Raw genomic sequence first — 24,153 nt, 5'->3', positions numbered from 1 at the left:
ACGGCGCGATCCCGGCGGCGGGGAAGCTCAGGCTTTTCCCGCCGCCCTGATGGCACCGGCCCGGACGACAGCCTCGACAGATTAGGCCCGCGAGAGGGCCGGAAAGCATGACATGAGCCAGAAGATCGCCAAGCACAAGCAGCCCTGGAAGAGCGAGGAGCTGCAAAAGCTCCAGGTTCTCGCGGGCAAGGGCAAGGGTCTCAAGGAGATCGCCAAGGCGCTCAACCGCACCGAGGAATCGACCAAGGACGCCGCGCGTCAGCACGGCTTCACCATCGCCAAGGCGCGCTGAGCAGGCGACTGCCAGCGCGCCCCCTGCGTAAGGGCGGTCAGTTCTTGATGGTCTGCCCGGGCGCCGCGGGTGGCGCAGGCGGCAGTGCCTCGCGCACGCCGCTGCGGATCAGCCACCATGCGATGTCGTTGGCGGTCGCCTGCATCCCCGCGAAATTGAGGTGCCACTGCAGGCCCTTGGAGCCGTCGTAGCCCTCGGGCGAGCCGATCATCCAGGGCTCGGCATCGCAGGGCGTGTGATTGGCCGAGGCGAGGTTCATCTCCACCACCAGCACCTTGCGCTCGCGCGCGACCTTGTCGGTGATCTGGGCGAGGCGCTTGCCGATGGCGCGGATCGTTGCCGCGTCGGCAGCGCTTACCGGGCTTTCGGGGCAGGTTTTGCCGTCAGCCGAGAGCGGGGTCAGGTACTGCACGAGGACGATGCGGGCACGTGGTGCCTGGGCGCGGATGCGACGCACGATCTCGTTCATCTGCATCTCGACGCGGGCATAATCGACTTGCGTGGGCACGCGCACTGCGGCGCATGTGCGCGGCTTGCCCCCGCGCGCCACCGACTCACGCGAGCGGGTACGGCAGGTCGCGTTGAACAGGTTGCCGACGTAGCTCAGGTCGTTGCCGCCGATGGTCACCGTCACCAGCCGGGTCTGCGGGGTGACCGCGTCGATCTGCGGCGGGATGTCGCCCCAGGGGCCGAGCACGTTATTGGTGGTCGCGCCCGAGCAGCTGCGGTCGCTCAGGATCATGCCGAAGCGCTCGGCGAGCAGCGAGGGGTAGTTGTTCTGGCTCTGCCCGCAACGCGCCGGAGCGCCGGTCTTGGCAGGCGGCAGCTTGGGCCCGGCCGCGAAGGACGAGCCCATCGCGACGTAGCGCTCGCCCACCAGGCTTTCCTCGATCGCGGTCGTGATCGCCTGTTCGGCGAGCGCGCGCTGGGCGGCCGGGTCGAGCTGGGTGATGGGTTGCTGGTTCGTCGCGGGCGTCTGGGCCCGAGACGGATCTCGCGCGGATTGCGCGGCCGCCAGCGCGCTTGCGCATGGCAGGAAGGCCGCAGTCCCTGCCGCGAGCAGGAGCCCGGCAAGGCGTGCAGCCCCGAAACCTGATTTCATCGTGTCCCCGTAGATTGCACCCGCAAGGGTGGTGGCATCGTCCTGCCAGCGTAATCGGCCGGCAGGACGCAAAATGCAATGTTCCAGCTTGGGTTCCCGGGCGCGCTCAGCGCACCCAGTCGAGCCCGATTTCCTCGTAGATGTCACGGGCATCGGCCCAGTTCTCGTCCACCTTGACGTGGAGGAACAGGTGGACCTTGTGGCCGAGCACTTCGGCCAGCTCGTTGCGCGCGGCCTCGCCGATGGCCTTGATCTTGGCACCGCGCTTGCCCAGCACGATGGCCTTCTGGCCATCGCGCGCGACGACGATCTGCTGGCGGATCTCGACCGAGCCATCCGTGCGCTGGGTGTAGCTTTCGGGGCGCACGGCGGTGTCGTAGGGCAGTTCGTCGTGGAGCTGCTTGTAGACCTGCTCGCGCGTGATCTCGCAGGCGAGAAGGCGTTCCGAAGCATCGGAGACCTGGTCCTCGGGATAGTGCCAGGGACCTTCGGACATGAGCGAGGCGAGATGGGTCTTGAGCTCGGGTACGCCGTCGCCGGTGAGCGCCGAGACGAAGAAGACCTCGTCGAATTCGACCTTGCCCGCGAGCTCCTGTGCCAGCACCAGCAGCGGCTCCTTGACGCTTGCATCGACCTTGTTGAGCACCAGCAGCTTGCGCTCGGGGCGACCCTTGAGCGCTTCGAGCAACGGCTCGAGCTCGTGGCGGCGCTTCTTGAGCGGGTCGACCACGAGCACGATCGCGTCGGCCTCTTGCGCGCCTTCCCAGGCGGCGGCAACCATCGCCCGGTCGAGCCGGCGCTTGGGCTCGAAGATGCCCGGCGTGTCGGCAAGGATGATCTGGGTGGGGCCTTCGAGCGCGATGCCCAGCAGGCGCGCGCGGGTGGTCTGCGCCTTGGCCGAGGTGATCGCCACCTTCTGCCCGACGAGTGCGTTGACGAGCGTCGACTTGCCCGCGTTGGGGGCGCCGATGACGGCGACGAGGCCGCACTTCTCGGTGGTTTGATCGGTCATCCGAATTTCCTCATGAATTCTTCCGCGGCGCGCGTCTCGGCGTCCTGCTTCGAGTTGGCGGTGGCCTGCGCGGCGCCGACATTGGGTATGGTGACCTCGACGGTGAACACCGAGGCGTGGTCGGGGCCCGAGCGATCGACGAGGCGGTACTCGGGCACGCGACGGCGATTGCCTGCGGCCCATTCCTGCAGCGCCGACTTGGGGTGCTTGCGCTTGCCGGTCTTGCCCTCGAGCGCAGCGCTCCACAGGCGGCGCACCATCGCGCGCGCATCCTCGAAGCCGCGTTCGATGAAGCAGGCGCCGATCAGCGCTTCCATCACGTCCCCCAGGATGTTCTCGGAATCGAGCCCGCCATCGTCGCGGGCCTGCTTGCCCAGGATCATGTGCTCACCGAGCGCTATCGTGCGGGCGAGCTGCGCGCAGGTCGCGCGGCTGACGAGCGCGTTGAGGCGCTGCGAGAGACGGCCTTCCGCCTCTGTGCTGTTCTCGTAGAGCCATTCGGCGATGGTCAGGCCAAGCACGCGGTCGCCGAGGAATTCGAGCCGTTCGTAGTTCTTCTTCTCGCCGGTGCTGCCATGGGTCAGGGCGCGCAGCCACAGGGCCTCGTCGCGCAAGGGCGCGCCGGTCAGGTCTTCGAGAAAGGTGCGGGTAGCAGGTGCCAGCAAGGTCAGAACGTCCCGCCGATGCGGTTCCAGCGTGCCGCGGTGAACCAGGTCCAGGGCTTGATCCACGAGGCGGAGCCATCGGTCGAGAACATCATGACCGCAGCCTTGCCGACGAGGTTCTCCTGCGGAACGATGCCGATGCCACCACCCTCGACCGCGGGAAAACGGCTGTCCTGCGAGTTGTCGCGGTTGTCGCCCATCAGGAACATGTGGCCTTCGGGCACGATGGTGACCGGCGTGTTGTCCTTGTCGAAGGTGCCGAGGTCGAGCACGTTGTAGCTCACCCCGTTGGGCAGCGTCTCGCGGAACTGCGGGTAGCGGCAGGCCGGGGTGCCGTCGGGCCGGACCATGGCGAAGGTCGGATCGACGCAGGGGTGGCGCATCTCGGTGCGCGCGGCATCGAGCATGTTCTGCGTGACGGGCAGGATGAGGTCGTCGACACGCACCTTGGGCACGGCCTTGCCGTTGAGGAAGACCTGGCCGTCGCGCATCTGGATCTCGTCGCCGGGCAGGCCGATCACGCGCTTGATGTAGTCGAGGTCGTTGCCGGGAGGCGCCTTGAAGATCACCACGTCGCCGCGCTCCGGCTGGTGCGCGAAGATGCGGCCCGGGATCAGCGGAGCGCTGAAGGGCAGCGAGTACTTGGTGTAGCCGTAGGACCACTTCGAGGCGAACAGGTAGTCGCCGATGAGCAGGCGCGGCAGCATCGATTCGCTGGGAATGTTGAACGGCGAGATGATGAAGCTGCGCAGGACGACCACGCCCAGCACCAGCCAGAACAGGAAGGAGAAGAAGTTCTCGTCTTTCTTGGGCTTGCCGCGGGTGACCCGGGTCGGGCCGCTCGCGCTCGTCGCGGAGGGCTTGGTGGTGCTTGCGCTGTCGGTATCGCTCATGGGCAAACCCATGTTGTGCGAGCGCGCGTGCGTCAAGTGAATTGCCGATGGGCGCCTGACACGCTTCGACGAGAATTCGTCATCGTCATGTCAAGGAAACGTCTTGGTTTTCGCACATGCAGCACCCATAAATGGCGCCGACAAGGTGAATATGGAGGATCAAGGCATGGGTGACACTCTCTGGGACGAGCTGGGTAAGCTGGAAAAGCCGACGCTCTCGCAGTTGTTCGAGGCCGACGCCCAGCGCCTGGACAAGCTTTCCACCCGCTTCGAGGTCGGCGAGGACGAGAGCGCGGGGTCGATCGTGTTCGACTGGTCCAAGACCCACCTCGACGATGCGCATATCGCGGCTTTCGAGCAGCTTGCCGCAAAGATGGATTTTGCCGGCCGCCGAGCCGCGCTGTTCGGGGGCGAGATCGTCAACCCGACCGAGGGGCGCGCCGCCGAGCACACCGCCCAGCGCGGCGTGGGCAAGGAGGAGAGCGTTGCGCTCGCCGCCGACTACCACCACCGCATGGCCGCGATCGTTGAGGCGATCCTGCGCGGCGCGATGGGCGAGGTGAAGCACGTCATCCACATTGGCATCGGCGGATCGGCGCTGGGCCCGGCACTCGCCGTCGATGCGCTCGCGCGTGAAGGTGCGCTGGTCGACGTGCACGTCGTCTCGAACATCGACGGCTGCGCGCTCGAGGCCGCGTTCAAGGCCTGCGACCCTGCCACCACGATGATCGCGGTCGCCTCCAAGACCTTCACCACCATCGAGACCATGACCAATGCGCACAGCGCGCTCGAATGGCTCAAGGAGAACGAGGTCGAGGATCCTTACGGTCGGGTCGTCGCGCTGACCGCCTCGCCCGAGAAGGCGATCGAATGGGGCGTCGACGAGACACGCATCCTGCCTTTCTCGGAAAGCGTGGGGGGGCGCTATTCGCTGTGGTCCTCGATCGGCTTTCCGGTGGCGATGGCGCTGGGCTGGCCCGATTTTGCCGAGTTCCTGGCTGGCGCTGCAGCGATGGACGAGCATTTCCGCGACACCGACGGCGCTGCCAACCTGCCGCTGCGCGCGGCCTTTGCCGATCAGTACTACACGCGCCTTCGCGGCTGCCAGACGCGCGCGGTCTTCGCTTACGACGAACGCCTCGACCTGCTGCCCGACTATCTCCAGCAGCTCGAGATGGAATCGAACGGCAAGAGCGTGAAAGCCGACGGCACGCCGGTCGACGGGCCGACCGCTCCGATCACCTGGGGCGGAGTGGGTACCGATGCCCAGCACGCGGTGTTCCAGCTTCTCCATCAGGGCACCAATCTCGTGCCGGTCGACTTCATCGCCTCGATCGCGCCCGGGCACGATCTCGACGACGAGCATCACCGCATCCTGCTCTCCAACTGTTTCGCGCAGGGCGCGGCGCTGATGGCGGGCAAGGCAAGCGAGGACCCTGCGCGCGCCTATCCGGGCGATCGCCCCTCGGCGACGATCCTGCTCGACGAGATCAGCCCCGCGACCTTCGGGGCGCTGATCGCCTTCCACGAACACCGCACCTTCGCGAATGCCGTGCTGATGGGGATCAACCCCTTCGACCAGTTCGGCGTCGAGCTGGGCAAGCAGATCGCGAACCAGATCGCGCAGGGTGGGGTCAGGTTCGACCCCTCGACCGAGGCCCTACTGGCGACCTGCGGGATCATCTGAGGCGTGCGGAGCGCAGCTTCTGGTTACTCTCGCACGTAACTTTGCTGTGCTGCGTGCAATGTTGACCGGTAAGTGTTGCACGAGGGCAGCACTGCCGGTGACTTGCCGCAAATAAGGTTCGTGTTAACCATTTGACCGGGCGGACCGGCTTATAGGCTCGAGGCAATACTGGACGCCGTTTGGCGACGTTGTTTCGAGGTGCGATTGATATGAGTGCGGCTTGGCGGTCGATGCGCAATTTGTCCGGGCGCGGTGCGAGTGCGCTTGCGGTGGTACTGGCGCTTTCAGCTTGTGGGGGCGGTGGGAGTTCTGGCGGGGTGAGTTCCACGCCGCCGCCTGCGCCCACTCCGACACCGACGCCTACACCGACACCGACCCCCACACCGACACCGACACCGACGCCTGCACCCACTCCCACTCCCACTCCCACTCCGGTTCCGCCGTCCAATGATCCGGGTATCCTGCCGAGTGCACAGCAGCCTGTGCGGTCGTCGCAGGACGATGCCGAATACCGCGTCAACTACCTCTCGTTCGAATACGTCAACGCGCTCTATGCGCTCGACAACGGCTGGACCGGGCAGGGCGTGAAGGTGGCGGTCATCGACGACGGCGTGAAGGGCGTCAGCGAGATGACCGGTCAGATCTCTGGCCTGAGCCGCGATTTCGGGTCGGTCACACAGAACGGTTCGACTTCCGCACGCAATGTCGTTGGCGATGACTATGCCGAACACGGAACACTGGTCGCGGGCGTTCTCGCCGCGCGCAATGACGGGCGCGGCGTCCAGGGCATCGCGCCCGGGGTCGAGGTCGTCGCGCTGCGCGTGAGCAACACCAACCTCGATACCACCGACGAGGAGGAGCGCGTCACGATCGAGACCGGCGCCGTGCGCCGGGCGCTCGATTATGCCGGTACCAACGGGATCAAGGTCGCCAATGTATCGCTGGCCAAGGTCGAGACGGATACGCCGAGCCCGCTCTGGTCAACGATGGTCGCGCGCTATCAGGAGACAGGCGGGCTCTTCGTCAATGCTGCGGGCAATGACGGCCTCGATCACGTGGCAGGCTATCTCGACCTGAATTCGACCAACGATCGCAGCTGGCTCTTTGTCGTCGCTGCAGACAACAATGGTTCCACCTACGAACTGGGCGACTACTCGAACCAGTGCGGTACCGCCGCCATGTATCGCTGCGTCACCGCGATGGGGACGAATGCCACGCAGGCGGTCGACGGTTCCTATGTCTGGTTCACGGGCACGAGTTCGGCTGCGCCGCAGGTCAGTGGCCTGGCCGCGCTGATCCTGAGCAAGTGGCCGCAGCTTTCGGGCATCGAGGCGGGCGATGTGATCATCGAGACCGCGCGCGACATCGGAGAGGCCGGGGTCGATCCGGTCTTCGGACATGGCCTGATCGATGTCGAGGCCGCGCTCTCGCCGGTAAACCCGACCCTGTCCAACGGAGCCGTCCAGACTGCGGCCAAGGGGGCTGCACTGGTCACCCCGGCCCCCGTCGATGCCGACGCCATTGCGCGCCAGGCGCTGGGCGATGTGACCGTGCTCGATAGCTACGGGCGCGATTTCCGGGGCGACCTGTCGGGCATGGTTGCGCGGCCCGTCGCAGACAGCGTGGCGCTCGAGCGACGCCTGCGCATCCAGGCAGGCGCTGGGCAGGCGAGTTTCGCCACACCCGATCTCGCGGCGTCCGCCGGCTTTACCCGCTTGCGGGTGGGGCCGGGCGAGAACGACTGGAGTACGGTGATGACCAACGGCAGCCTAGCCTGGCGCGCAGGTCGCACCTGGATCAATGCCGCGCTCAACTCGCTCGACGATGTCTCGGCAAGCTTCATGGGGCTCGCGCCGGTAAGTGATGCAGTGCAGGCCTATGCGCCCCAGGCCCGTTTTTCGCTCGGCATGCGTCATCCCGGACTGGGAGGAACGCTCGGTGTCGAAGCGCTGGCTGGTGGCGACTACGGGGCCTCGGCCAGCGGTGTCGTGGCAAGCTGGCGCAAGCGCGGGACAACCATCAAGCTGGGCGCGCTCGACGAGCGCGGGGCGGTTCTCGGCACGCCCACCGGCTCGGGTGCACTGCGCTTCGGCGACGGGGCGCGCAGCGTGTTCGTCGAGGCGGCGCAGGACGTCCAGCTCGGCAGGGACTGGAGCCTCTCGGGCTATGCCAGCCTCGGGACGACCAGCCTCAAGCTGGCCTCGGACATGCTGCTTACCGATGCCGACCGGCTGGTCACCACCCGCTTCGGCGTCACCGCCAGCCGTGCGCTGCTGGGCGGTGTCGTGCGCCTCGGACTGGCGCAGCCGCTTGCGGTCATCGGAGGGAGCGGCACCTGGACGGTGGGCAGTGGCTATGATCTAGCCAACCGCTCGCTGCTCTATTCGCAGCGGCAGGTCGATTTGTCGGGGCGCCTCGACCCGCTGGTGACCTTCGGCTTCGAGCGCGCTGGACCGCGCTCGCAGGCCGCGCTCGCGCTGGCATCGAGCGCGGATGCCCGTGACGCCCGCGTGCTGATGCGCTGGCGGCTTGTGCTCGAGTGACGAGAGGGTTGCCCGCCGGTGCCCCATGCCTGCGCAAGCCCGACCTGCGGGTAATGGCCGCCTGTTCGCACGGGAGGGGTTGGCAGGGGCACTGCCTAGCCCCCATATGCCCCCACCGAACCTGATGCCCGCCTGCCGGGCCTGGCCTGGAGCATTACTGCATGTCCGACTACGACTACGACCTCTTCACCATCGGCGCCGGCTCGGGCGGCGTGCGGGCCAGCCGCGTCTCCGCGGCCTACGGCGCCAGAGTGGCGGTGGCCGAGGAGTTCCGGGTCGGTGGGACCTGCGTGATCCGCGGCTGCGTGCCCAAGAAGATGCTCGTCTACGGGGCCCACTTCGCCGAAGACCTCGAGGATGCGCAGCATTTCGGCTGGGAGATCGAGGGCGCGAAGTTCGACTGGATCAAGCTGCGCGACAACGTGCTGGGCGATGTCGACCGGCTCAACGGCCTCTACACCCAGACGCTCGAGAACAATGGCGTTGAAATCTACAACGAGCGCGCGACGATCACCGGCCCGCACGAGATTACCCTGTCGGGCGGTGAGAAAAAGACCGCGCGCCACATCCTGATCGCGACCGGAGCGCGCCCCTACGTGCCCAGCTTCGAAGGGCACGAATACGGCATTACCTCGAATGAGGCGTTTCATCTCGATGCCATTCCGGCGCGTGTACTGATCGTCGGGGCGGGTTACATCGCCAACGAATTCGCGGGCATCTTCAACGAGTTCGGCGCGCAGGTCACGCTGATGAACCGCTCGGATCAGCTCCTGCGCGGCTATGACGAGAGCGTGCGCGACCGTCTGCTGCAGATTTCGATGACCAAGGGCATCGATTTTCGCTTCAACGCCGAGATCGAGAAGATCGTCAGGAACGAGGACGGTTCGCTGACCGTCTCGATGAGCGGGCACGATCCGCTCGAGGTCGATTGCGTGCTCTACGCCACCGGCCGCGTGCCCAATGTCGAGGGGCTCGGCCTTGGCGAGGTCGGTGTCGAGGTGAACGAACGCGGGGCGATCTCGGTCGACGAGCATTCGCGCACTGCGATCGACAGCATTTACGCTGTCGGCGACGTGACCGACCGGGTCCAGCTCACGCCCGTCGCGATCCGCGAGGGGCAGGCGTTCGCCGACACCGTTTTCGGCGGCAAGCCGACCACTGTCGAATACGGCTGCATTCCAGCGGCAGTATTCAGCCATCCGCCGATCGCGGCGGTTGGCATGACCGAGGCGCAGGCCATCGAGACCTTTGGTACCTGTAAGGTCTATACGAGCGATTTCAGGCCGATGAAGAACGTCGTTGCCCATCGCAACGAGCGCTCGCTCTACAAGATGGTTTGCCATGCCGATACCGGCAAGGTGCTTGGCCTGCACATGATCGGCCCGGATTCGCCGGAGATCATGCAGGCGGCTGCCGTTGCGGTGAAGGCCGGACTGACCAAGGACGATTTCGATGCGACCGTTGCCCTGCACCCGACGATGTCGGAGGAACTGGTCCTGCTCAAATAGATAGGTCCGGCCCGCAAGGGCTGACCCGGTTACCGGGCCCGCAGTTGCGGGCGAGAAGGGGCGCGGCGAGGGGGAACCCTTCTCCGCGCCCCTTCTCGCATGTCCCGGGCAGCTTCGCAGCGATCCCGGTTTTCCGGGCCGTGTGGCATGGCAGGCACGATCTTGCGCGTTCGTCCTTGTGGCGCACGTCTCCGGTAGGTGGGAGGCGATATCGCTTGTCGGATATTGTCGGAGCAGTTGCGCGGGAAAGTTTAACCGTTCGATTAAAACTATTGACCTGAGCGCCGGGAACTGCCTTTAGCACATGCAGCAAGTCTCGATGGAAACAACCACGGGTAAGGGAAGCCGGATGTCAGCCAATATCGCCGAACTCGAAAAGCGTCGCGCCGCAGCCAAGCTGGGCGGTGGCCAGAAGCGCATCGACGCGCAGCATGCCAAGGGCAAGCTGACCGCGCGCGAGCGCCTCGAGGTCCTGCTCGACGAGGACAGCTTCGAGGAGATGGATCTCTACGTCGAGCACGATTGCGTCGATTTCGGCATGCCCGACCAGAAGATCCCCGGCGACGGCGTGGTCACCGGCTCGGGCACGATCAACGGGCGCCTCGTCTACGTCTTCTCGCAGGACTTCACCGTGTTCGGCGGTTCGCTCTCGGCTCGCCACGCGCAGAAAATCTGCAAGGTGATGGACGCGGCGATGAAGGTCGGTGCCCCGGTCATCGGTCTCAACGACTCGGGCGGCGCGCGCATCCAGGAAGGCGTCGCCTCGCTCGGTGGCTATGCCGACGTGTTCCAGAAGAACATCCTCGCCTCGGGCGTTGTCCCGCAGCTCTCGCTGATCATGGGGCCCTGCGCCGGCGGTGCGGTCTACAGCCCCGCGATGACCGACTTCATCTTCATGGTGAAGGACAGCTCCTACATGTTCGTGACCGGGCCCGACGTGGTCAAGACCGTCACCAACGAGGTCGTGACGCAGGAAGAGCTGGGCGGTGCGATCACGCACTCGTCGAAGACCTCGGTCTCCGATCTTGCGCTCGAGAACGACATCGAGGCGCTGCTTGCCGCGCGCGACTTCATCGACTTCCTGCCCGCATCGAACCGCGACGAGGCTCCCGAGCGTCCTTGCGCCGATCCCTGGGATCGCGCCGAGCCTAGCCTCGACACGATCATCCCGCCTTCGGCCAACCAGCCCTACGACATGCACGAGGTGATCCGTAAGACGCTCGACGAGGGCGACTTCTTCGAGGTTCAGCCGCTGCACGCGGGCAACATCCTGTGCGGCTTCGGCCGCGTCGAGGGCAAGACCGTGGGCGTGGTCGCCAACCAGCCGATGGTGCTGGCAGGCGTGCTCGACATCAATGCCTCGAAGAAGGCCGCACGCTTCGTGCGCTTCTGCGACGCCTTCAACATCCCGATCATCACCTTCGTCGACGTGCCGGGCTTCCTTCCGGGCACCGATCAGGAGCACAACGGCATCATCAAGCACGGCGCCAAGCTGCTCTTCGCCTATGGCGAGGCGACCGTGCCCAAGATCACCGTGATCACCCGCAAGGCCTATGGCGGCGCCTACGACGTTATGGCCTCCAAGCATCTGCGCGGCGACCTCAACTACGCCTGGCCGACCGCCGAGATCGCGGTGATGGGCGCCAAGGGCGCGGTCGAGATCATCTTCCGCGGGCTCGATGCCGATGGCATCGCCGCCAAGACCAAGGAATACGAGGATCGCTTCGCCAATCCCTTCGTCGCCGCCAGCCGTGGTTACATCGACGAGGTGATCTATCCGCACTCGACCCGCAAGCGCATCGCGCTGGGTCTCAGGAAGCTGCGCAACAAGGCGCTTGAGAACCCCTGGAAGAAGCACGACAACATTCCGCTGTGATCGGTGGACGGGTGGCTACGCCCCGGCAGGGGCGGCCCCCGGCGACACTGGTTCACGCGGCGGCCAGCGGTGGAACCGTGCGGCAGGCCCCGGGATTGAATGATTGCCAGTAAAAGAGGGCAAGAGGATCTAGTCATGGAAGATATCTATATCGTCAGCGGTGCGCGTACCGCGATCGGCACCTTCGGCGGCAGCCTCGCCTCGTTCCGTCCGGCGGAACTGGGCACGCTCGTCATGAAGGAGGCTCTTGCGCGCGGCGGCGTCGATGCCTCGCTGATCGAGAACGTGGTCGTGGGCATCGTCGTGCCGACCCAGCCCAAGGATGTCTACGTCTCGCGCATGGCCTCGATCGACGCGGGCGTGCCGATCTCCTCGCAGGCGATGAACGTCAACCGCCTGTGCGGCTCGGGCCTGCAGGCCATCGTCTCGGCCGCGCAGGCCATCGCGCTGGGCGAGCACCAGTTCGCGATCGGCGGCGGCTGCGAGGTCATGTCCAATGCCCCGCACATGACCAGCGTCGTGCGCAAGGGCGTCAAGATGGGCGACCTCACCTTCGAGGACGGCATGCTCGGCGCGCTGCAGGACCCCTTCGGCAACTACCATATGGGCGTGACCGCCGAGAACGTCGCGACCCAGTGCCAGATCACCCGCGAGGATCAGGACGCGCTGGCGGTGGAAAGCCACAAGCGCGCCGCCAATGCGATTGAGCAAGGCTACTTCAAGGAACAGATCGTTCCGGTCGAGATCAAGACCCGCAAGGGCACGATCGTGTTCGACACCGACGAGCACGTGCGCGGCGATGCCTCGCTTGAATCGATGGCCAAGCTCAAGCCGGTCTTCCAGAAGGATGGCACCGTCACTGCCGGCAATGCCTCGGGCATCAACGACGGCGCGGGCGCGGTCGTTCTCGCGAGTGGCAAGGCCGTGGCCGAGAAGGGCCTGAAGCCCATGGCCAAGATCCTGGGCTGGGGCCACGCAGGGCTCGATCCTTCGGTGATGGGCCTTGGTCCGGTCAAGGCCGTGCCGGTGGCGCTCGAGCGTGCCGGGCTGACGCTCGACCAGATCGACGTGATCGAGAGCAACGAGGCTTTCGCCGCGCAGGCATGCGGCGTTGCCAAGGAACTCGGCTTCGATGCCGCCAAGACCAACCCCAACGGTTCGGGCGTCTCGCTCGGTCATCCGATCGGGGCGACGGGCGCGATCCTCACCATCAAGGCGATGTACGAACTCAAGCGCACCGGCGGCAAGTACGGCCTCATTACCATGTGCATCGGCGGCGGTCAGGGCATCGCCATGGTCATCGAGAACTTGTGATGAAGCTGGGCCGCATGAACCACATCGGCGTCGCGACGCCGGACATCGAAGCCTCGATCGCCTTCTACAAGGAGGTGATGGGGGCGCAGGTGGTGACCGAGCCCTTCGTGCTGGAAAGCCAGAAGGTGCGCGTCTGCTTCGTCGAGACGCCGCAGCAGGGCGGCGCGCTTGGCACCACCGGGGGCACGCAGATCGAGCTGCTCCAGCCGACCGAGGCGGACTCGGCGGTGGGCAAGTGGCTCGAGAAGAACCCGCTCGGCGGCCAGCACCACATCTGCTGGGAGGTCGAGGACATCACCGAGGCCAAGGCCTGGTTCGAGGCTCAGGGCAAGCGCGTGCTGGGCGAACCGCGTGTGGGCGCGCACGGCACGATGATCTTCTTCGTCCACCCCAAGGACATGGGTGGCCAGCTGACCGAGATCATGGAGCGTCCGCGCGAGGCGCATTGAGCGCGCCGCCAGCGGGCAACGACAACGAGAATATGAGGGCGTCCGGCTAGGGACGCGGTGGGATCTAGGAACGGAAAATGGCAGACATCAACGACTGGAAGGCGCTCGCCGACAAGGAAGTCAAGGGCAGGGACCTCACCTGGCACACGCCCGAGGGCATCGACGTCAAGCCGCTCTACACCGCCGAGGATGTCACCAGCGATCCGGGCCTTCCGGGCTTCGCGCCCTTTACCCGCGGGGTGAAGGCCTCGATGTACGCCGGGCGTCCCTGGACCGTGCGCCAGTACGCGGGTTTCTCGACCGCCGAGGAATCGAACGCCTTCTACCGCCGCAACCTTGCTGCGGGTCAGAAGGGTCTGTCGGTCGCCTTCGACCTTGCCACCCACCGCGGCTATGACAGCGATCACCCGCGCGTCACCGGCGACGTCGGCATGGCGGGCGTGGCTATCGATTCCGTCGAGGACATGAAGATCCTCTTCGACGGCATCCCGCTTGGCGAGATGTCGGTCTCGATGACGATGAATGGCGCGGTGATCCCGTGCCTTGCCTTCTACATCATCGCTGCCGAAGAGCAGGGCGTTTCGCCGGACCAGCTGACCGGAACCATTCAGAACGACATTCTGAAGGAGTTCATGGTCCGCAACACCTACATCTATCCGCCCGAGCCCTCGATGCGGATCATCTCGGACATCTTCGCCTATACGGCGGACAACATGCCCAAGTTCAACTCGATCTCGATTTCCGGCTACCACATGCAGGAAGCGGGCGCCACGCAGGTCCAGGAACTGGCCTTCACCATCGCCGACGGCATGGAATACGTGAAGTACGGCGTGGCCTCGGGCCTCGACATCGACAAGTTTGCAGGCCGCCTGTCGTTCTTCTTCGCGATCGGCATGAACTTCTTCATGGAGATCGCGAAGCTGCGCGCCGCGCGCACCTTGTGGCACCGCGCGATGACGCAGTTGGGCGCCAAGTCCGAGCGCTCCAAGATGCTGCGCACGCACTGCCAGACCTCGGGCGTCAGCTTGCAGGAGCAGGACCCGTACAACAACGTCATGCGCACCACCATCGAGGCCATGGCCGCGATGCTGGGGGGCACGCAGTCGCTTCACACCAATGCGCTGGACGAGGCCATCGCGCTGCCGACCGACTTCTCGGCCCGCATCGCGCGCAACACGCAGATCGTCATCCAGGAAGAGACCGGCATGTGCAATGTCGTCGATCCGCTGGGTGGCTCGTACTACATCGAGGCACTGACCACCGAGCTGGTCGACAAGGCCTGGGAGATCATCGAGCGCGTCGAAGCCGAAGGCGGCATGGCCAAGGCTGTCGCGGCGGGCTGGCCCAAGGGCATGATCGAGGAAGCCGCCGCCGGTCGTCAGGCGCGCGTCGACAAGGGCGACGACGTGATCGTCGGCGTCAACAAGTACCGCAAGGCCGAGGAAGACCCGATCGAGACGCTCGAGGTCGACAACCACAAGGTCCGCGAGAGCCAGATCGCGCGCATCAACAAGGTGCGTGCGGGCCGCGACGAGGCAAAGTGCCAGGCCGCGCTCAAGGCGCTCACCGAAGGCGCGCGCTCCAATGGCAACCTGCTGGGCCTCGCGGTCGATGCCGCGCGCGAGCGTGCGACGCTTGGCGAGATCTCGGCCGCCATGGAAGAGGTCTTCGGCCGTCACGGAACGATGCCCAAGCCCGTCAAGGGCATCTACGGTTCGGCCTATGCCGAGGACACGCGCTATCGCCAGGTCGTCGAGGGCGTCGAGGCGGTCAAGCGCCGGCTCGGCCATGCGCCGAAGATCTTCGTCGCCAAGATGGGCCAGGACGGCCACGATCGCGGCGCCAACGTGATCGCGTCGGCCTTTGGCGACATGGGCTTCGACGTCGTCACCGGCCCGCTGTTCCAGACCCCAGAGGAAGCCTGCAAGATGGCGCTCGACAACGACGTCGAGGTCGTCGGCGCCTCCTCGCTGGCAGCTGGTCACAAGACGCTCATCCCCGAGATCATCGGCCACCTGCGCGATGCAGGCCGCAGCGACATCAAGGTCGTCGCGGGCGGTGTCATTCCGGCGTCCGACTACGACTATCTCAAGGAGCGCGGCGTTCAGGGCATCTACGGTCCGGGCTCGAACGTGGTCGAATGCGCGGCCGACGTGCTGCGCCTGCTCGGCCACAACATGCCGCCCGCCGACGAGGCGCTGGAAGCGGCCGAGTAAGCCGCGACGGGTTCGGCAAGGTAGGGGCGCATTGGCCATGGCACTTGGTTTCTCGGTGGAGGATCTGCTTCCTGCGGCACGGGTCTCGGGCCCGCTGCGCATGGGGCTGGTCCGGCTCGCCGCGGACGAGTGGCTAGATTCCGCGCCCGACCTGCCCGCGCGTGCGCAGGCTTTCGACGCCCATCCGGACAGCACCGTGGTGCTGCCGGACGCGGAGGAGGCGGTTGCCGAGTTGGGAGACCTGCTCGGCGTCGAGGGCGGCCTGGAGGCCTGCGCGCGCGCTCACTGGGAAGACCTTTGCGTCATGGTGCAGGACGCGCCCGGCGCGCCTTTCCGGCTCGGCGCGGCATCGGTAGGCTTCCCGACCGACTGGCGGCTTGCCGAGAAGATGGGACGCAGCGTGCATCAGGTCCACGAACCCATCGACGGCTATGCACAGGCGCTTTCGAGCGGTGTCGACAAGTTCATGGACGGCTTGCAGTCGGCCAATATCTTCGGGCGCACCAACGCCTTCGTCGTGGCTTCGGACGCACTTCGCTACATGCCGCAAGATGCGCCCGAGGCGCGCTTTGCCCATGTAACGCCCGAGAATGCCGGTGAAACCTTGTGGGTGCGCTGCGAGCGCGAGGCATTGCGCCGCCTGCCGCGTTCGCGCGCGATCGTGTTCACCATCGGCATCTACCGCGCGCGGCTGGGTTCGCTCTCGGACGCCGCCGTCGCGAGGATCGTACAATCGGTCGCGGGTTTCGGCGCCGGGGAACTGGAACGGCGCGCCGGACCGCACTATGCAGCGGCCCTGACCGGCTATGCCGCGCAGCGCGCGCAGGCCCGGGCCGCATGAGGAAATGACGATGACTGATACCGCCCCCCAGACCGACATCCGCAACGACTGGACGCGCGAGGAGATCGCTGCGCTGTTCGACCTGCCGTTCACCGAACTGGTGTTCCGCGCCGCCGAAGTGCACCGCGCAAACCACAAGGCCAACGAGGTCCAGCTCTCGACGCTGCTCTCGATCAAGACCGGTGGTTGCCAGGAAGACTGCGGCTACTGTTCGCAGTCGGTCCACGCCAAGAGCGGCGTGAAGGCGACCAAGCTGATGGGCGTCTCCGAGGTGCTCCAGCGCGCCGCGCAGGCCGCCGACCAGGGCTCGACCCGCTTCTGCATGGGTGCAGCCTGGCGCAACCCCAAGGACCGCGACATGCCTGCCATCATCGAGATGGTGAAGGGCGTGCGCGCGATGGGCATGGAGACCTGCATGACGCTGGGCATGCTGACCGCCGAGCAGGCGGACATGCTCAAGGAAGCCGGGCTCGACTACTACAACCACAACATCGACACCTCGCCCGAACGCTACGACGAGGTCATCACCACGCGCACAATGGAAGACCGTCTCGACACGCTCTCCAACGTGCGCATGGCGGGCATGAACGTGTGCTCGGGCGGCATCGTGGGCATGGGTGAGACCCGTGCCGACCGTGTCGGTTTCGTCCATACGCTGGCGACCTTGCCCGACCACCCGCAGTCGGTGCCGGTCAACGCGCTCGTCCCGGTCAAGGGCACGGTGCTGGGCGACATGCTCGCCGACACGCCGATGGCCAAGATCGACGACGTTGAGTTCGTGCGCACCGTCGCGGTCGCGCGCATCACCATGCCGCACTCGATGGTGCGCCTCTCGGCGGGCCGCGAATCCATGTCCGAGATGACCCAGGCCATGTGCTTCATGGCCGGTGCCAACTCGATCTTCACCGGCGACAAGCTGCTTACCGCCCCCAATGCGGGCGACGACAGCGACCTTGCCATGTTCGAGCGACTTGGCATCAGGCCGATGGCGATCACCGAGACACGCGCCGATGTCGAGGCGAGCCGCATGCCCAAGGGCTGCGCGAAGCTGGAAGCGGCCGAGTAAGTGCGCAGCGCGCTCACCCGTCTTCCCCGCATCGGCGGGGTGCCTGCCTGCCGGCAGGACCTTGCGAAGCTGCGGCTTGTCCGCCTTCGCGGGAGAGACGGGTGTGCCTTGGGGAGGCGTGAAGGATGATAGCCGCCCTGCTGCTCTCGGCTGCTGCAAGCGCCGGTGTCTGCGCCGATGCGCGCACGCAGACCGACATGAACATCTGTTCCTTCGAAACCTACAAGGCCGCCGATGCCGCGCTCAACGCGGCGTGGAAGCAGGCCTATGCCAGGGCCAGGGCGCGCGGCGGCAAGACCGCGCCGCGCCTGCTCGACGCACAGCGCAAGTGGCTCGCCTTCCGCGATGCCCAGTGCCTCGCCGAGAATGGTCCGAGAGATGAAAGCGGCACGATCTGGCCACTGCTCCAGAACGGGTGCCTGACGAAACTGACCGAGGCGCGAACGGCAGATTTGCGCGAATACGTGGAGACGGCGAACTGATGTTCAAGAAAATCCTCATTGCGAACCGGGGCGAGATCGCCTGCCGCGTCATCAAGACGGCGCGCCGGATGGGTATCGAGACCGTGGCGGTCTATTCCGACGCCGATGCCATGGCGCCTTTCGTGCAGATGGCCGACGAGGCGGTCCACATTGGCCCTTCGCCTGCTGCCGAGAGCTACCTGATCGCCGACAAGATCATCGCGGCGGCCAAGCAGACCGGCGCCGAAGCGGTGCACCCGGGCTACGGCTTCCTTTCCGAGCGTACTTCGTTCGCCGAGGCGCTCGCCAAGGAAAACATCGCCTTCATCGGCCCGCCGGTCGGTGCGATCGCGGCGATGGGTGACAAGATCGAGTCCAAGAAACTCGCCAAGGAAGCTGGCGTCAACGTCGTGCCCGGCTTCGTCGGCGTCATCGAGGACACCGAGCACGCGGTGCGCATCTCGAACGAGATCGGCTACCCGGTGATGATGAAGGCTTCTGCCGGCGGTGGCGGCAAGGGCATGCGCCTTGCCCACAACGAGCAGGACGTGCGCGAGGGCTTCGAAGCGACCAAGCGCGAGGGTCTCAACTCCTTCGGCGACGACCGCGTCTTCATCGAGAAGTTCATCCTCAACCCGCGCCACATCGAGATCCAGATCCTCGGCGACAAGCACGGCAACATCCTCTACCTCAACGAGCGCGAGTGCTCGATCCAGCGTCGTCACCAGAAGGTGGTCGAGGAAGCGCCGTCGCCCTTCGTCACGCCCGCCATGCGCAAGGCGATGGGCGAGCAGTGCGTCGCGCTGGCCCGGGCGGTGGACTACCATTCGGCGGGTACGGTTGAGCTGATCGTCTCGGGCGCAGACCCGACGGGCGAGAGCTTCTACTTCCTCGAGATGAACACCCGTCTCCAGGTCGAGCACCCGGTGACCGAGGCCATCACCGGCATCGACCTCGTCGAGCAGATGATCCGCGTCGCCTATGGCGAGAAGCTGGAGATGACGCAGGACGACGTGAAGATCAGCGGCTGGTCGATCGAGAACCGCGTCTACGCCGAAGATCCCTACCGCGGCTTCCTGCCCTCGACCGGGCGTCTGGTGCGCTACAACCCGCCGGTCGACGGCTGGACCGACGACGGCGACGAGAACGGTCGTCGCGGGATCGATGGCATCCGCGTCGATGACGGCGTCTACGAAGGCGGTCAGGTCTCGATGTTCTACGATCCCATGATCGCCAAGCTGGTGACCTGGGGCGAGACTCGCGACGAGGCTGCCGACAAGCAGATCGCCGCGCTCGACGCCTTCGAGATCGAGGGGCTGGGCCACAACATCGACTTCCTCTCGGCACTGATGCAGCACGAGCGCTTCCGTTCGGGCGAACTCACCACCGGCTTCATCGCCGAAGAATACCCCGAGGGCTTCCACGGTGCGCCTGCAAGCGACGAGCTCAAGGTCAAGCTCGCGGCGGTCGCAGGCTTCATCGCCGCCGCGCGTGCCGACCGTGCGCGCCGCGTCGACGGGCAGCTTGCCGTTCCGCTCGACCCGCCGGGCGAGTGGACGGTCTCGATCGACAAGCAGGGCTTCGATGTCGTGATCGACGAGGACCTCGTCACCGTGAACGGCGAAGAGGTCGACATGGCGCTCGAGTACACGCCGGGCGACCGCTTCATCGACGCAGAGGTCGAGGGCGAGCCGATCACGATGAAGATCGAATCGACGCGTACCGGCTTCAAGCTGACGACGCGCGGTGCGACCCACGTCGTGGGCTGCCTGCCCACGCGCGTCTCGCAGTACTCGAAGCACATGATCGAGAAGATCCCGCCCGATCTCTCGAAGTTCCTCATCTGCCCGATGCCGGGCCTGCTCGTCACGCTCAACGTGGCCGAGGGCGACAAGGTCGAAGTCGGCCAGCCGCTCGCGGTGATCGAGGCGATGAAGATGGAGAACATCCTGCGCGCCGAGAAGTCGGGCACGGTCAAGACCGTCAACGCCAAGGCGGGCGAGAGCCTCGCGGTCGACGCGATCATCCTCGAGCTCGAGTAACGGATTTCTGCGAGGCCTGAAGCGTTCAGGCTGGTCGCAGGCAGATCGAACAAGAAGGCTCCGTCTCCGGTCGAGATACCGGAGGCGGGGCCTTTTTCATGGAGCTTGACGGGCTTGGTCTTTATGCTGGCGCGACGACACCACGAGCAGCCAGGACCATCATGCACCTCGATCACGACGCCTCGACCCCGCCCGCAGATAACATCGCCTTCGAGGACTTCCTCAAGGTGGACATCCGCGTGGGCACGGTGATCGAGGCGAGCGTCTATGAGGGCGCACGCAAGCCCAGCTACAAGCTGGTGATTGATTTCGGCCCCGGTGTCGGGACGCGCAAGTCGATCGGGCAGGTCGCGGCGCTCTATTCGTGCGAGGACCTTGTTGGCAAGCAGGTCGCGGCGGTCGTCAATTTCCCGCCTCGCCAGATCGGCAAGGCCATGTCCGAGTGCCTGACGCTCGGTTTCGGCGACGAGGAGGCGCGCATCACACTGTTCTCGCCCGACAAGCGGGTACCCGACGGCGCGCGCCTGGCCTGAGCCTCAACGCGCGCCCGTCGGCCGCCAGCCATCAGTCTCCGGCGAGCGTCTTGCCGAGCACCATCTTGAGCATGGCAAAGGCAATGAGCCCGAAGACCGCTGCCGCGACGTGGAGCAGCCAGAACTGCACCGTGTCCATGCTCGAATACCAGCCGCCGACGACGCCCACCGTCTTGTTGGCGCCAAAGAATGCGAGATAGTAGATGCCCACGACCGTCGCGTTGAGCGCGCGCGGCGCGATCTTGGTGAAGAGCGCGAGGCTCACCGGCATCAGGTGGGCAAACCCGATCGAGTTGAACAGGTGGAACATGACCGGCCAGAACAGGCCGATCTTGCCGCCCTCGGGCACGGTCGCTGCGGCGATGACGAGGCACATGCCGCCCATGATCGAGAATACCGAGCCGATCACCATCTTGCCCAGTTCGTCGGGCTCGCGTCCGGTGCGGTCCGAGCGCCACTTCCAGAATGCGGCTACCGCGACCAGCATCGAGAAGGCGAGCGTCGCGTCGATGGTGATCATCCAGCTGGTGGGCAGGGTCACGCCGAAGAAGGTCAGCTGGAATTTCGCGTCGGCCCAGACGAGGTAGGCGTTGAAGATTTCCTGGTTGGGAATCATTGCGATCGCGAGAACCGGGACGAGCACGGCTAGGGCGCCGAGACGCGGCCAGTCCTCGCGGCTGAGCGCGCCGGTCTTGGCGCCGCCCTGCGCCTTCGCGGCACCGCGGGGGGCATCGGCGGGCAGCCAAGGGCGTGCGCGCAGATAGAGCAGGAGACCGATCACCATGACCACACCGGCGCGGCGATGACCGAGACGTTGATCGCGATGTAAAAAATCTGGAAGGCCATGGCGCGGCGCAGGTCGCCGGGCTTGTAGAGTTCGCCGACCTGACTGGCGATGTTGCCCTTGAACAGGCCGACGCCGATGACGAGCGAGACCAGTGCGAAGAGGAACAGGCCCTCGAAGGCCATCAGGAAGTGGCCGATCGACATGATCACGGCGCCTGCAATCAAAGCTGCCCGACGCCCCAGCCAGCGGTCGGCGGCGATGCCGCCCAGGATCGGGGTGAGATAGACGAGCGAGGTGTAGTCGCCGAAGATCGCCGAAGCGAGCGGCTGGCCCTCGAGCCCTGCATAGTAGTTGCCGCGTAGCCAGGAGAGGCCAATTACGTTGCCGACGTTCTCGGGCAAAAGCAGATACTTGACCATGTAGAGCACGAGCAGTGTCTGCATGGAATAGTAGGAGAAGCGTTCGCAGCCCTCGACGAACGAGAGATACCCCAGGCCCTTGGGATGCCCGAGAAAGGCGCGATCCTCGCGCGCGGCTTCCTCGGGGAAGTCGAGCTCGGGCGTTGCTTCGGCTGCTGTCATCTGTGTCGAGACCCGTAATTATCTTGTCGGAGCGCGAAATCAGGCTTCGCGCTTCAGCAATGTCACGCGCGGGTCACGGCGTCAATTTTCGATCCTTTCGGGTTTTCCCTTGCGCGAGGTCGAGGCCATGTCCTCGAGTTCGGCCTCGCTCATCGTCTCGACCATCTCGCGCGAGGCGCCCTTGAGGTCGCTCTTCTTCGTGTCTCCGCGCTTGGCCGAGAGCGCTGCGCCTGCCGCCTTTTGCTGGGCCTTCGACTGTGCTTTCATGATCGCGTCTCCTTTCCCGTCTCAACGCCGCAAGGCGCGCGCGAGTTTCGAGACCCGATCTGCAGGCCGTGCTCATGAAGAAATGGCGACAGGCCTTTACGGGGCCTGTCGCCAGTCTTGCGCCGCTGCGGGGATTCGCGTCGGGCACATCAGGGTGCCGCAGCGGCCTTCCGAGGAAGTCGGGGGGGACGGAAGGGGCGCTGCGGACGAGTGTGATTGAACACCCACACGATGACGGTTGTAAGGCCCCGGGGGCACTCCTGCCTCAATCGCGGCACGGACCGTCGATGAAACGGGCCGGGAGTGCCACAATTGGCCGGTCAGGCAGGGTCGGCAGCGAGTTCGTCAGCGAGGAAGGCACCTACGTCCTCGAGCGAGACCTCGCGGTCGAGGTAGGTCTTGCCGATGCCCTGCATCAGCAGGAAGGGCAGGGTGCCCGCGTCCATCTTCTTGTCGTGGAGCATGTGCCCCACCAGCCGGGCGCCGTCGCAATCGAGCCCGAGCCCGGCAAGCGATGCGGGCAGTCCGGCTGCCGCGATCGCCTCAGTGACGCGCGCGGCACTGGCCGCGCTCATCAGGCCGCGCCGCGCCGAATAGCGCGCGGCGAGAACCATGCCCATCGCGACCGCCTCGCCATGGAGCAGGCGGCTGGAAAAGCCGGTCTCTGCCTCGAGCGCATGGCCGAAAGTGTGGCCGAGGTTGAGCAGCGCGCGCTTGCCGGTCGTCTCGAACTCGTCCTCGGCGACGATCCGCGCCTTGGCCGCGACCGAGTGGGCGACAGCATATTCGCGCAAGGCCGCATCGCCCGCGATCATCGCCGCGCCGTTGGCCTCGCACCATGCGAAGAAGTCGGCATCGTCGATGAGGCCGTACTTGATGACTTCGGCATAGCCTGCGCGCAATTCGCGCTCGGGCAGCGTGTCGAGCGCGGAGAGATCGGCGAGGACCAGCGAGGGCTGGTGGAAGGCGCCGACGAGGTTCTTGCCCGCAGGCGTGTTGATCGCGGTCTTGCCGCCGACGCTGGAATCGACCTGTGCGAGCAGGGTGGTCGGAACCTGGATGAACTTGCAGCCACGCTTGAGCACCGAGGCGCAGAAGCCGGTGAGGTCGCCGATGACCCCGCCGCCCAGCGCGATCACGTGATCGCCGCGCTCGACTTCGAGGCCAAGCATCCAGTTGACGGTCGCGGCAAGCTCGTCCCAGGACTTGGTCGCTTCGCCCGGCGGGAGAATGCGCCAGTGCGGCTCGTGTCCGTGCGCGCGCAGCGAAGCCTCGACCACCTCGCCCCAGCGGGCGTGGACGTTGGCGTCGGTGACGATGGGCACGGCGCGCTTGCGCAGGCGACCTTTGCAGTGCTCGCCAAGTTCCGCGAGCAGCCCCGCGCCCACGCGCACTTCGTAGGGGCGGCCTGCGATGTCGACCGGGATCACTGCCATTGCGAAAGTCCCTGCAATACCTTGTTGATGGTCTGTACGTGCGGCCCGTTGCCGCTGGTGACGTGAATCGGCGCCTGTTCGTAGAACGGACGGCGATCCTCGCGCAGGCGGCCGAGGATCTCGCGCGGGTCGCCGTCGCGCAGCAGCGGGCGGTTGTCCTTGCGCGCGGTGCGCTCGACCAGCGTTTCGAGGTCGCTGTCGAGCCAGACGGTGACCGCTTCGGCGAGGATCAGCGCGCGGGTCTCGGCATTGACGAAGGCGCCGCCGCCGGTGGCGATGACGATGCAGCCCTCGTTCTCGGCCATCAGCCGGGCGATCACGCGGCGTTCGCCGTCGCGGAAGTAGTCCTCGCCGTAGGTTTCGAAAATCTCGGGGATCGTCATCTGGGCCGAGCGCTCGATTTCCTCGTCGGCATCGACGAAGGAGCACCCGAGCAGATGCGCCAGCCGCTTGCCCACGCTTGACTTGCCGACACCCATCATCCCGACCAGTACGACGGGCCGGTCGAGGCGTCGGGCGAGCTCGGCAATCTCCTGGGGAGCGAAGCGGGTCTGTTGAACGTCCATTGCCCCATCGCCTATA

22 protein-coding genes are annotated in these 24,153 nt (G+C 65.9%); 13 read left to right on the top strand and 9 right to left on the bottom strand.

Translation table 11 applies throughout. The features are described from left to right. Positions 1-112 precede the first annotated feature (112 nt). Entirely contained in the window at positions 113-292 is a 180-nt protein-coding gene (locus I5E68_RS12545) for a hypothetical protein (RefSeq protein WP_197164170.1), read from the top strand. 37 nt (positions 293-329) lie between these two features. Here I5E68_RS12545 and I5E68_RS12540 read toward each other — a convergent pair whose 3' ends face one another. The 4 genes from I5E68_RS12540 to lepB all read right to left on the bottom strand — a co-directional run bounded on the left by I5E68_RS12540 (position 330) and on the right by lepB (position 3,964). Next, positions 330-1,394, bottom strand: a complete 1,065-nt coding sequence (locus tag I5E68_RS12540) for an SGNH/GDSL hydrolase family protein (protein ID WP_197164168.1) — start codon at positions 1,392-1,394, stop codon at positions 330-332. 106 nt (positions 1,395-1,500) lie between these two features. Further along, on the bottom strand, positions 1,501-2,406 hold the full coding sequence (gene era, locus I5E68_RS12535) for a GTPase Era (RefSeq protein WP_197164166.1): 906 nt from the start codon (positions 2,404-2,406) through the stop codon (positions 1,501-1,503). Continuing rightward, positions 2,403-3,071, bottom strand: a complete 669-nt coding sequence (rnc, locus tag I5E68_RS12530) for a ribonuclease III (RefSeq protein ID WP_197164164.1) — start codon at positions 3,069-3,071, stop codon at positions 2,403-2,405. The genes era and rnc overlap by 4 nt, the downstream gene beginning before the upstream one ends. 2 nt (positions 3,072-3,073) lie before the next feature. Beyond that, on the bottom strand, positions 3,074-3,964 hold the full coding sequence (lepB, locus tag I5E68_RS12525) for a signal peptidase I (protein ID WP_197164162.1): 891 nt from the start codon (positions 3,962-3,964) through the stop codon (positions 3,074-3,076). A 166-nt stretch (positions 3,965-4,130) separates the two neighbouring features. On the opposite strand from lepB, the gene pgi reads away from it, so the two are divergent. The 12 genes from pgi to I5E68_RS12465 all read left to right on the top strand — a co-directional run bounded on the left by pgi (position 4,131) and on the right by I5E68_RS12465 (position 20,500). Next, positions 4,131-5,651, top strand: coding sequence for a glucose-6-phosphate isomerase (gene pgi / locus I5E68_RS12520; protein ID WP_197164159.1), 1,521 nt, complete (start codon positions 4,131-4,133; stop codon positions 5,649-5,651). Positions 5,652-6,133: 482 nt separating this feature from the next. After that, positions 6,134-8,194: a S8 family peptidase gene (locus I5E68_RS12515; RefSeq protein WP_323982159.1), complete on the top strand. Its 2,061-nt coding sequence runs from the start codon at positions 6,134-6,136 to the stop codon at positions 8,192-8,194. A gap of 161 nt (positions 8,195-8,355) precedes the next feature. Beyond that, the gene (gene gorA / locus I5E68_RS12510) at positions 8,356-9,702 is read left to right on the top strand and encodes a glutathione-disulfide reductase (RefSeq protein WP_197164155.1); all 1,347 of its coding nucleotides are present in this window, start codon (positions 8,356-8,358) and stop codon (positions 9,700-9,702) included. Positions 9,703-10,051: 349 nt separating this feature from the next. After that, complete coding sequence (locus I5E68_RS12505; protein ID WP_197164153.1) at positions 10,052-11,578, top strand: acyl-CoA carboxylase subunit beta; 1,527 nt, start codon at positions 10,052-10,054, stop codon at positions 11,576-11,578. A gap of 135 nt (positions 11,579-11,713) precedes the next feature. Next, positions 11,714-12,892, top strand: coding sequence for an acetyl-CoA C-acyltransferase family protein (locus I5E68_RS12500; protein ID WP_197164151.1), 1,179 nt, complete (start codon positions 11,714-11,716; stop codon positions 12,890-12,892). Further along, entirely contained in the window at positions 12,892-13,341 is a 450-nt protein-coding gene (gene mce, locus I5E68_RS12495; protein ID WP_197164149.1) for a methylmalonyl-CoA epimerase, read from the top strand. Before I5E68_RS12500 ends, mce begins: the two co-directional genes overlap by 1 nt. Before the next feature lie 77 nt (positions 13,342-13,418). After that, positions 13,419-15,557 (top strand): methylmalonyl-CoA mutase, encoded by a 2,139-nt coding sequence (scpA, locus tag I5E68_RS12490; protein ID WP_197164148.1) that lies wholly within the window; start codon positions 13,419-13,421, stop codon positions 15,555-15,557. Between the two features lie 37 nt (positions 15,558-15,594). Further along, the gene (locus tag I5E68_RS12485) at positions 15,595-16,398 is read left to right on the top strand and encodes a heme-dependent oxidative N-demethylase subunit alpha family protein (RefSeq protein ID WP_197164147.1); all 804 of its coding nucleotides are present in this window, start codon (positions 15,595-15,597) and stop codon (positions 16,396-16,398) included. Positions 16,399-16,408: 10 nt separating this feature from the next. Beyond that, positions 16,409-17,464 (top strand): biotin synthase BioB, encoded by a 1,056-nt coding sequence (gene bioB, locus I5E68_RS12480; protein ID WP_197164146.1) that lies wholly within the window; start codon positions 16,409-16,411, stop codon positions 17,462-17,464. A gap of 125 nt (positions 17,465-17,589) precedes the next feature. Beyond that, positions 17,590-17,946 carry a lysozyme inhibitor LprI family protein gene (locus I5E68_RS12475; RefSeq protein ID WP_197164145.1) on the top strand — a complete coding sequence of 119 codons (357 nt, stop codon included), beginning with the start codon at positions 17,590-17,592 and terminating at the stop codon, positions 17,944-17,946. Beyond that, positions 17,946-19,967 carry an acetyl-CoA carboxylase biotin carboxylase subunit gene (locus tag I5E68_RS12470; RefSeq protein ID WP_197164144.1) on the top strand — a complete coding sequence of 674 codons (2,022 nt, stop codon included), beginning with the start codon at positions 17,946-17,948 and terminating at the stop codon, positions 19,965-19,967. The genes I5E68_RS12475 and I5E68_RS12470 overlap by 1 nt, the downstream gene beginning before the upstream one ends. Before the next feature lie 161 nt (positions 19,968-20,128). Continuing rightward, the gene (locus I5E68_RS12465) at positions 20,129-20,500 is read left to right on the top strand and encodes a tRNA-binding protein (protein ID WP_197164142.1); all 372 of its coding nucleotides are present in this window, start codon (positions 20,129-20,131) and stop codon (positions 20,498-20,500) included. A 31-nt stretch (positions 20,501-20,531) separates the two neighbouring features. On the opposite strand, the gene I5E68_RS20395 is transcribed toward I5E68_RS12465, so the two are convergent. The 5 genes from I5E68_RS20395 to I5E68_RS12445 all read right to left on the bottom strand — a co-directional run bounded on the left by I5E68_RS20395 (position 20,532) and on the right by I5E68_RS12445 (position 24,137). Beyond that, on the bottom strand, positions 20,532-21,284 hold the full coding sequence (locus I5E68_RS20395; protein WP_323982158.1) for a POT-type proton-dependent oligopeptide transporter: 753 nt from the start codon (positions 21,282-21,284) through the stop codon (positions 20,532-20,534). Next, positions 21,278-21,868, bottom strand: a complete 591-nt coding sequence (locus I5E68_RS20390) for a POT-type proton-dependent oligopeptide transporter (RefSeq protein WP_323982157.1) — start codon at positions 21,866-21,868, stop codon at positions 21,278-21,280. Before I5E68_RS20390 ends, I5E68_RS20395 begins: the two co-directional genes overlap by 7 nt. Before the next feature lie 81 nt (positions 21,869-21,949). Further along, the gene (locus I5E68_RS12455; protein WP_197164140.1) at positions 21,950-22,135 is read right to left on the bottom strand and encodes a DUF3008 family protein; all 186 of its coding nucleotides are present in this window, start codon (positions 22,133-22,135) and stop codon (positions 21,950-21,952) included. Positions 22,136-22,455: 320 nt separating this feature from the next. Next, a complete protein-coding gene (aroB, locus tag I5E68_RS12450; RefSeq protein ID WP_197164138.1) occupies positions 22,456-23,571 on the bottom strand; it encodes a 3-dehydroquinate synthase in 1,116 nt (371 codons plus the stop codon). Then, entirely contained in the window at positions 23,562-24,137 is a 576-nt protein-coding gene (locus I5E68_RS12445; protein WP_197164136.1) for a shikimate kinase, read from the bottom strand. Before I5E68_RS12445 ends, aroB begins: the two co-directional genes overlap by 10 nt. Positions 24,138-24,153: the final 16 nt, after the last annotated feature.

Origin of the sequence: Novosphingobium aureum (genome assembly GCF_015865035.1) — a bacterium.
Lineage (GTDB): Bacteria > Pseudomonadota > Alphaproteobacteria > Sphingomonadales > Sphingomonadaceae > Novosphingobium > Novosphingobium aureum.
The sequence above is the reverse complement of the archived record's forward strand: the minus strand, read 5'-3'. Positions and strand labels throughout refer to the sequence as shown.

Bases quoted from the DNA above. Each gene is read 5' to 3' on its own strand.
- I5E68_RS20395 (WP_323982158.1), bottom strand. From the start codon at position 21,284: ATGGTGATCGGTCTCCTGCTCTATCTGCGCGCACGCCCTTGGCTGCCC.
- gorA (WP_197164155.1), top strand. From the start codon at position 8,356: ATGTCCGACTACGACTACGACCTCTTCACCATCGGCGCCGGCTCGGGC.
- I5E68_RS12475 (WP_197164145.1), top strand. From the start codon at position 17,590: ATGATAGCCGCCCTGCTGCTCTCGGCTGCTGCAAGCGCCGGTGTCTGC.
- I5E68_RS12500 (WP_197164151.1), top strand. From the start codon at position 11,714: ATGGAAGATATCTATATCGTCAGCGGTGCGCGTACCGCGATCGGCACC.
- I5E68_RS12455 (WP_197164140.1), bottom strand. From the start codon at position 22,135: ATGAAAGCACAGTCGAAGGCCCAGCAAAAGGCGGCAGGCGCAGCGCTC.
- pgi (WP_197164159.1), top strand. From the start codon at position 4,131: ATGGGTGACACTCTCTGGGACGAGCTGGGTAAGCTGGAAAAGCCGACG.
- scpA (WP_197164148.1), top strand. From the start codon at position 13,419: ATGGCAGACATCAACGACTGGAAGGCGCTCGCCGACAAGGAAGTCAAG.
- I5E68_RS12470 (WP_197164144.1), top strand. From the start codon at position 17,946: ATGTTCAAGAAAATCCTCATTGCGAACCGGGGCGAGATCGCCTGCCGC.
- I5E68_RS12540 (WP_197164168.1), bottom strand. From the start codon at position 1,394: ATGAAATCAGGTTTCGGGGCTGCACGCCTTGCCGGGCTCCTGCTCGCG.
- I5E68_RS12445 (WP_197164136.1), bottom strand. From the start codon at position 24,137: ATGGACGTTCAACAGACCCGCTTCGCTCCCCAGGAGATTGCCGAGCTC.
- mce (WP_197164149.1), top strand. From the start codon at position 12,892: ATGAAGCTGGGCCGCATGAACCACATCGGCGTCGCGACGCCGGACATC.
- aroB (WP_197164138.1), bottom strand. From the start codon at position 23,571: ATGGCAGTGATCCCGGTCGACATCGCAGGCCGCCCCTACGAAGTGCGC.
- era (WP_197164166.1), bottom strand. From the start codon at position 2,406: ATGACCGATCAAACCACCGAGAAGTGCGGCCTCGTCGCCGTCATCGGC.
- I5E68_RS20390 (WP_323982157.1), bottom strand. From the start codon at position 21,868: ATGACAGCAGCCGAAGCAACGCCCGAGCTCGACTTCCCCGAGGAAGCC.
- I5E68_RS12485 (WP_197164147.1), top strand. From the start codon at position 15,595: ATGGCACTTGGTTTCTCGGTGGAGGATCTGCTTCCTGCGGCACGGGTC.
- I5E68_RS12465 (WP_197164142.1), top strand. From the start codon at position 20,129: ATGCACCTCGATCACGACGCCTCGACCCCGCCCGCAGATAACATCGCC.
- lepB (WP_197164162.1), bottom strand. From the start codon at position 3,964: ATGAGCGATACCGACAGCGCAAGCACCACCAAGCCCTCCGCGACGAGC.
- bioB (WP_197164146.1), top strand. From the start codon at position 16,409: ATGACTGATACCGCCCCCCAGACCGACATCCGCAACGACTGGACGCGC.
- I5E68_RS12545 (WP_197164170.1), top strand. From the start codon at position 113: ATGAGCCAGAAGATCGCCAAGCACAAGCAGCCCTGGAAGAGCGAGGAG.
- I5E68_RS12505 (WP_197164153.1), top strand. From the start codon at position 10,052: ATGTCAGCCAATATCGCCGAACTCGAAAAGCGTCGCGCCGCAGCCAAG.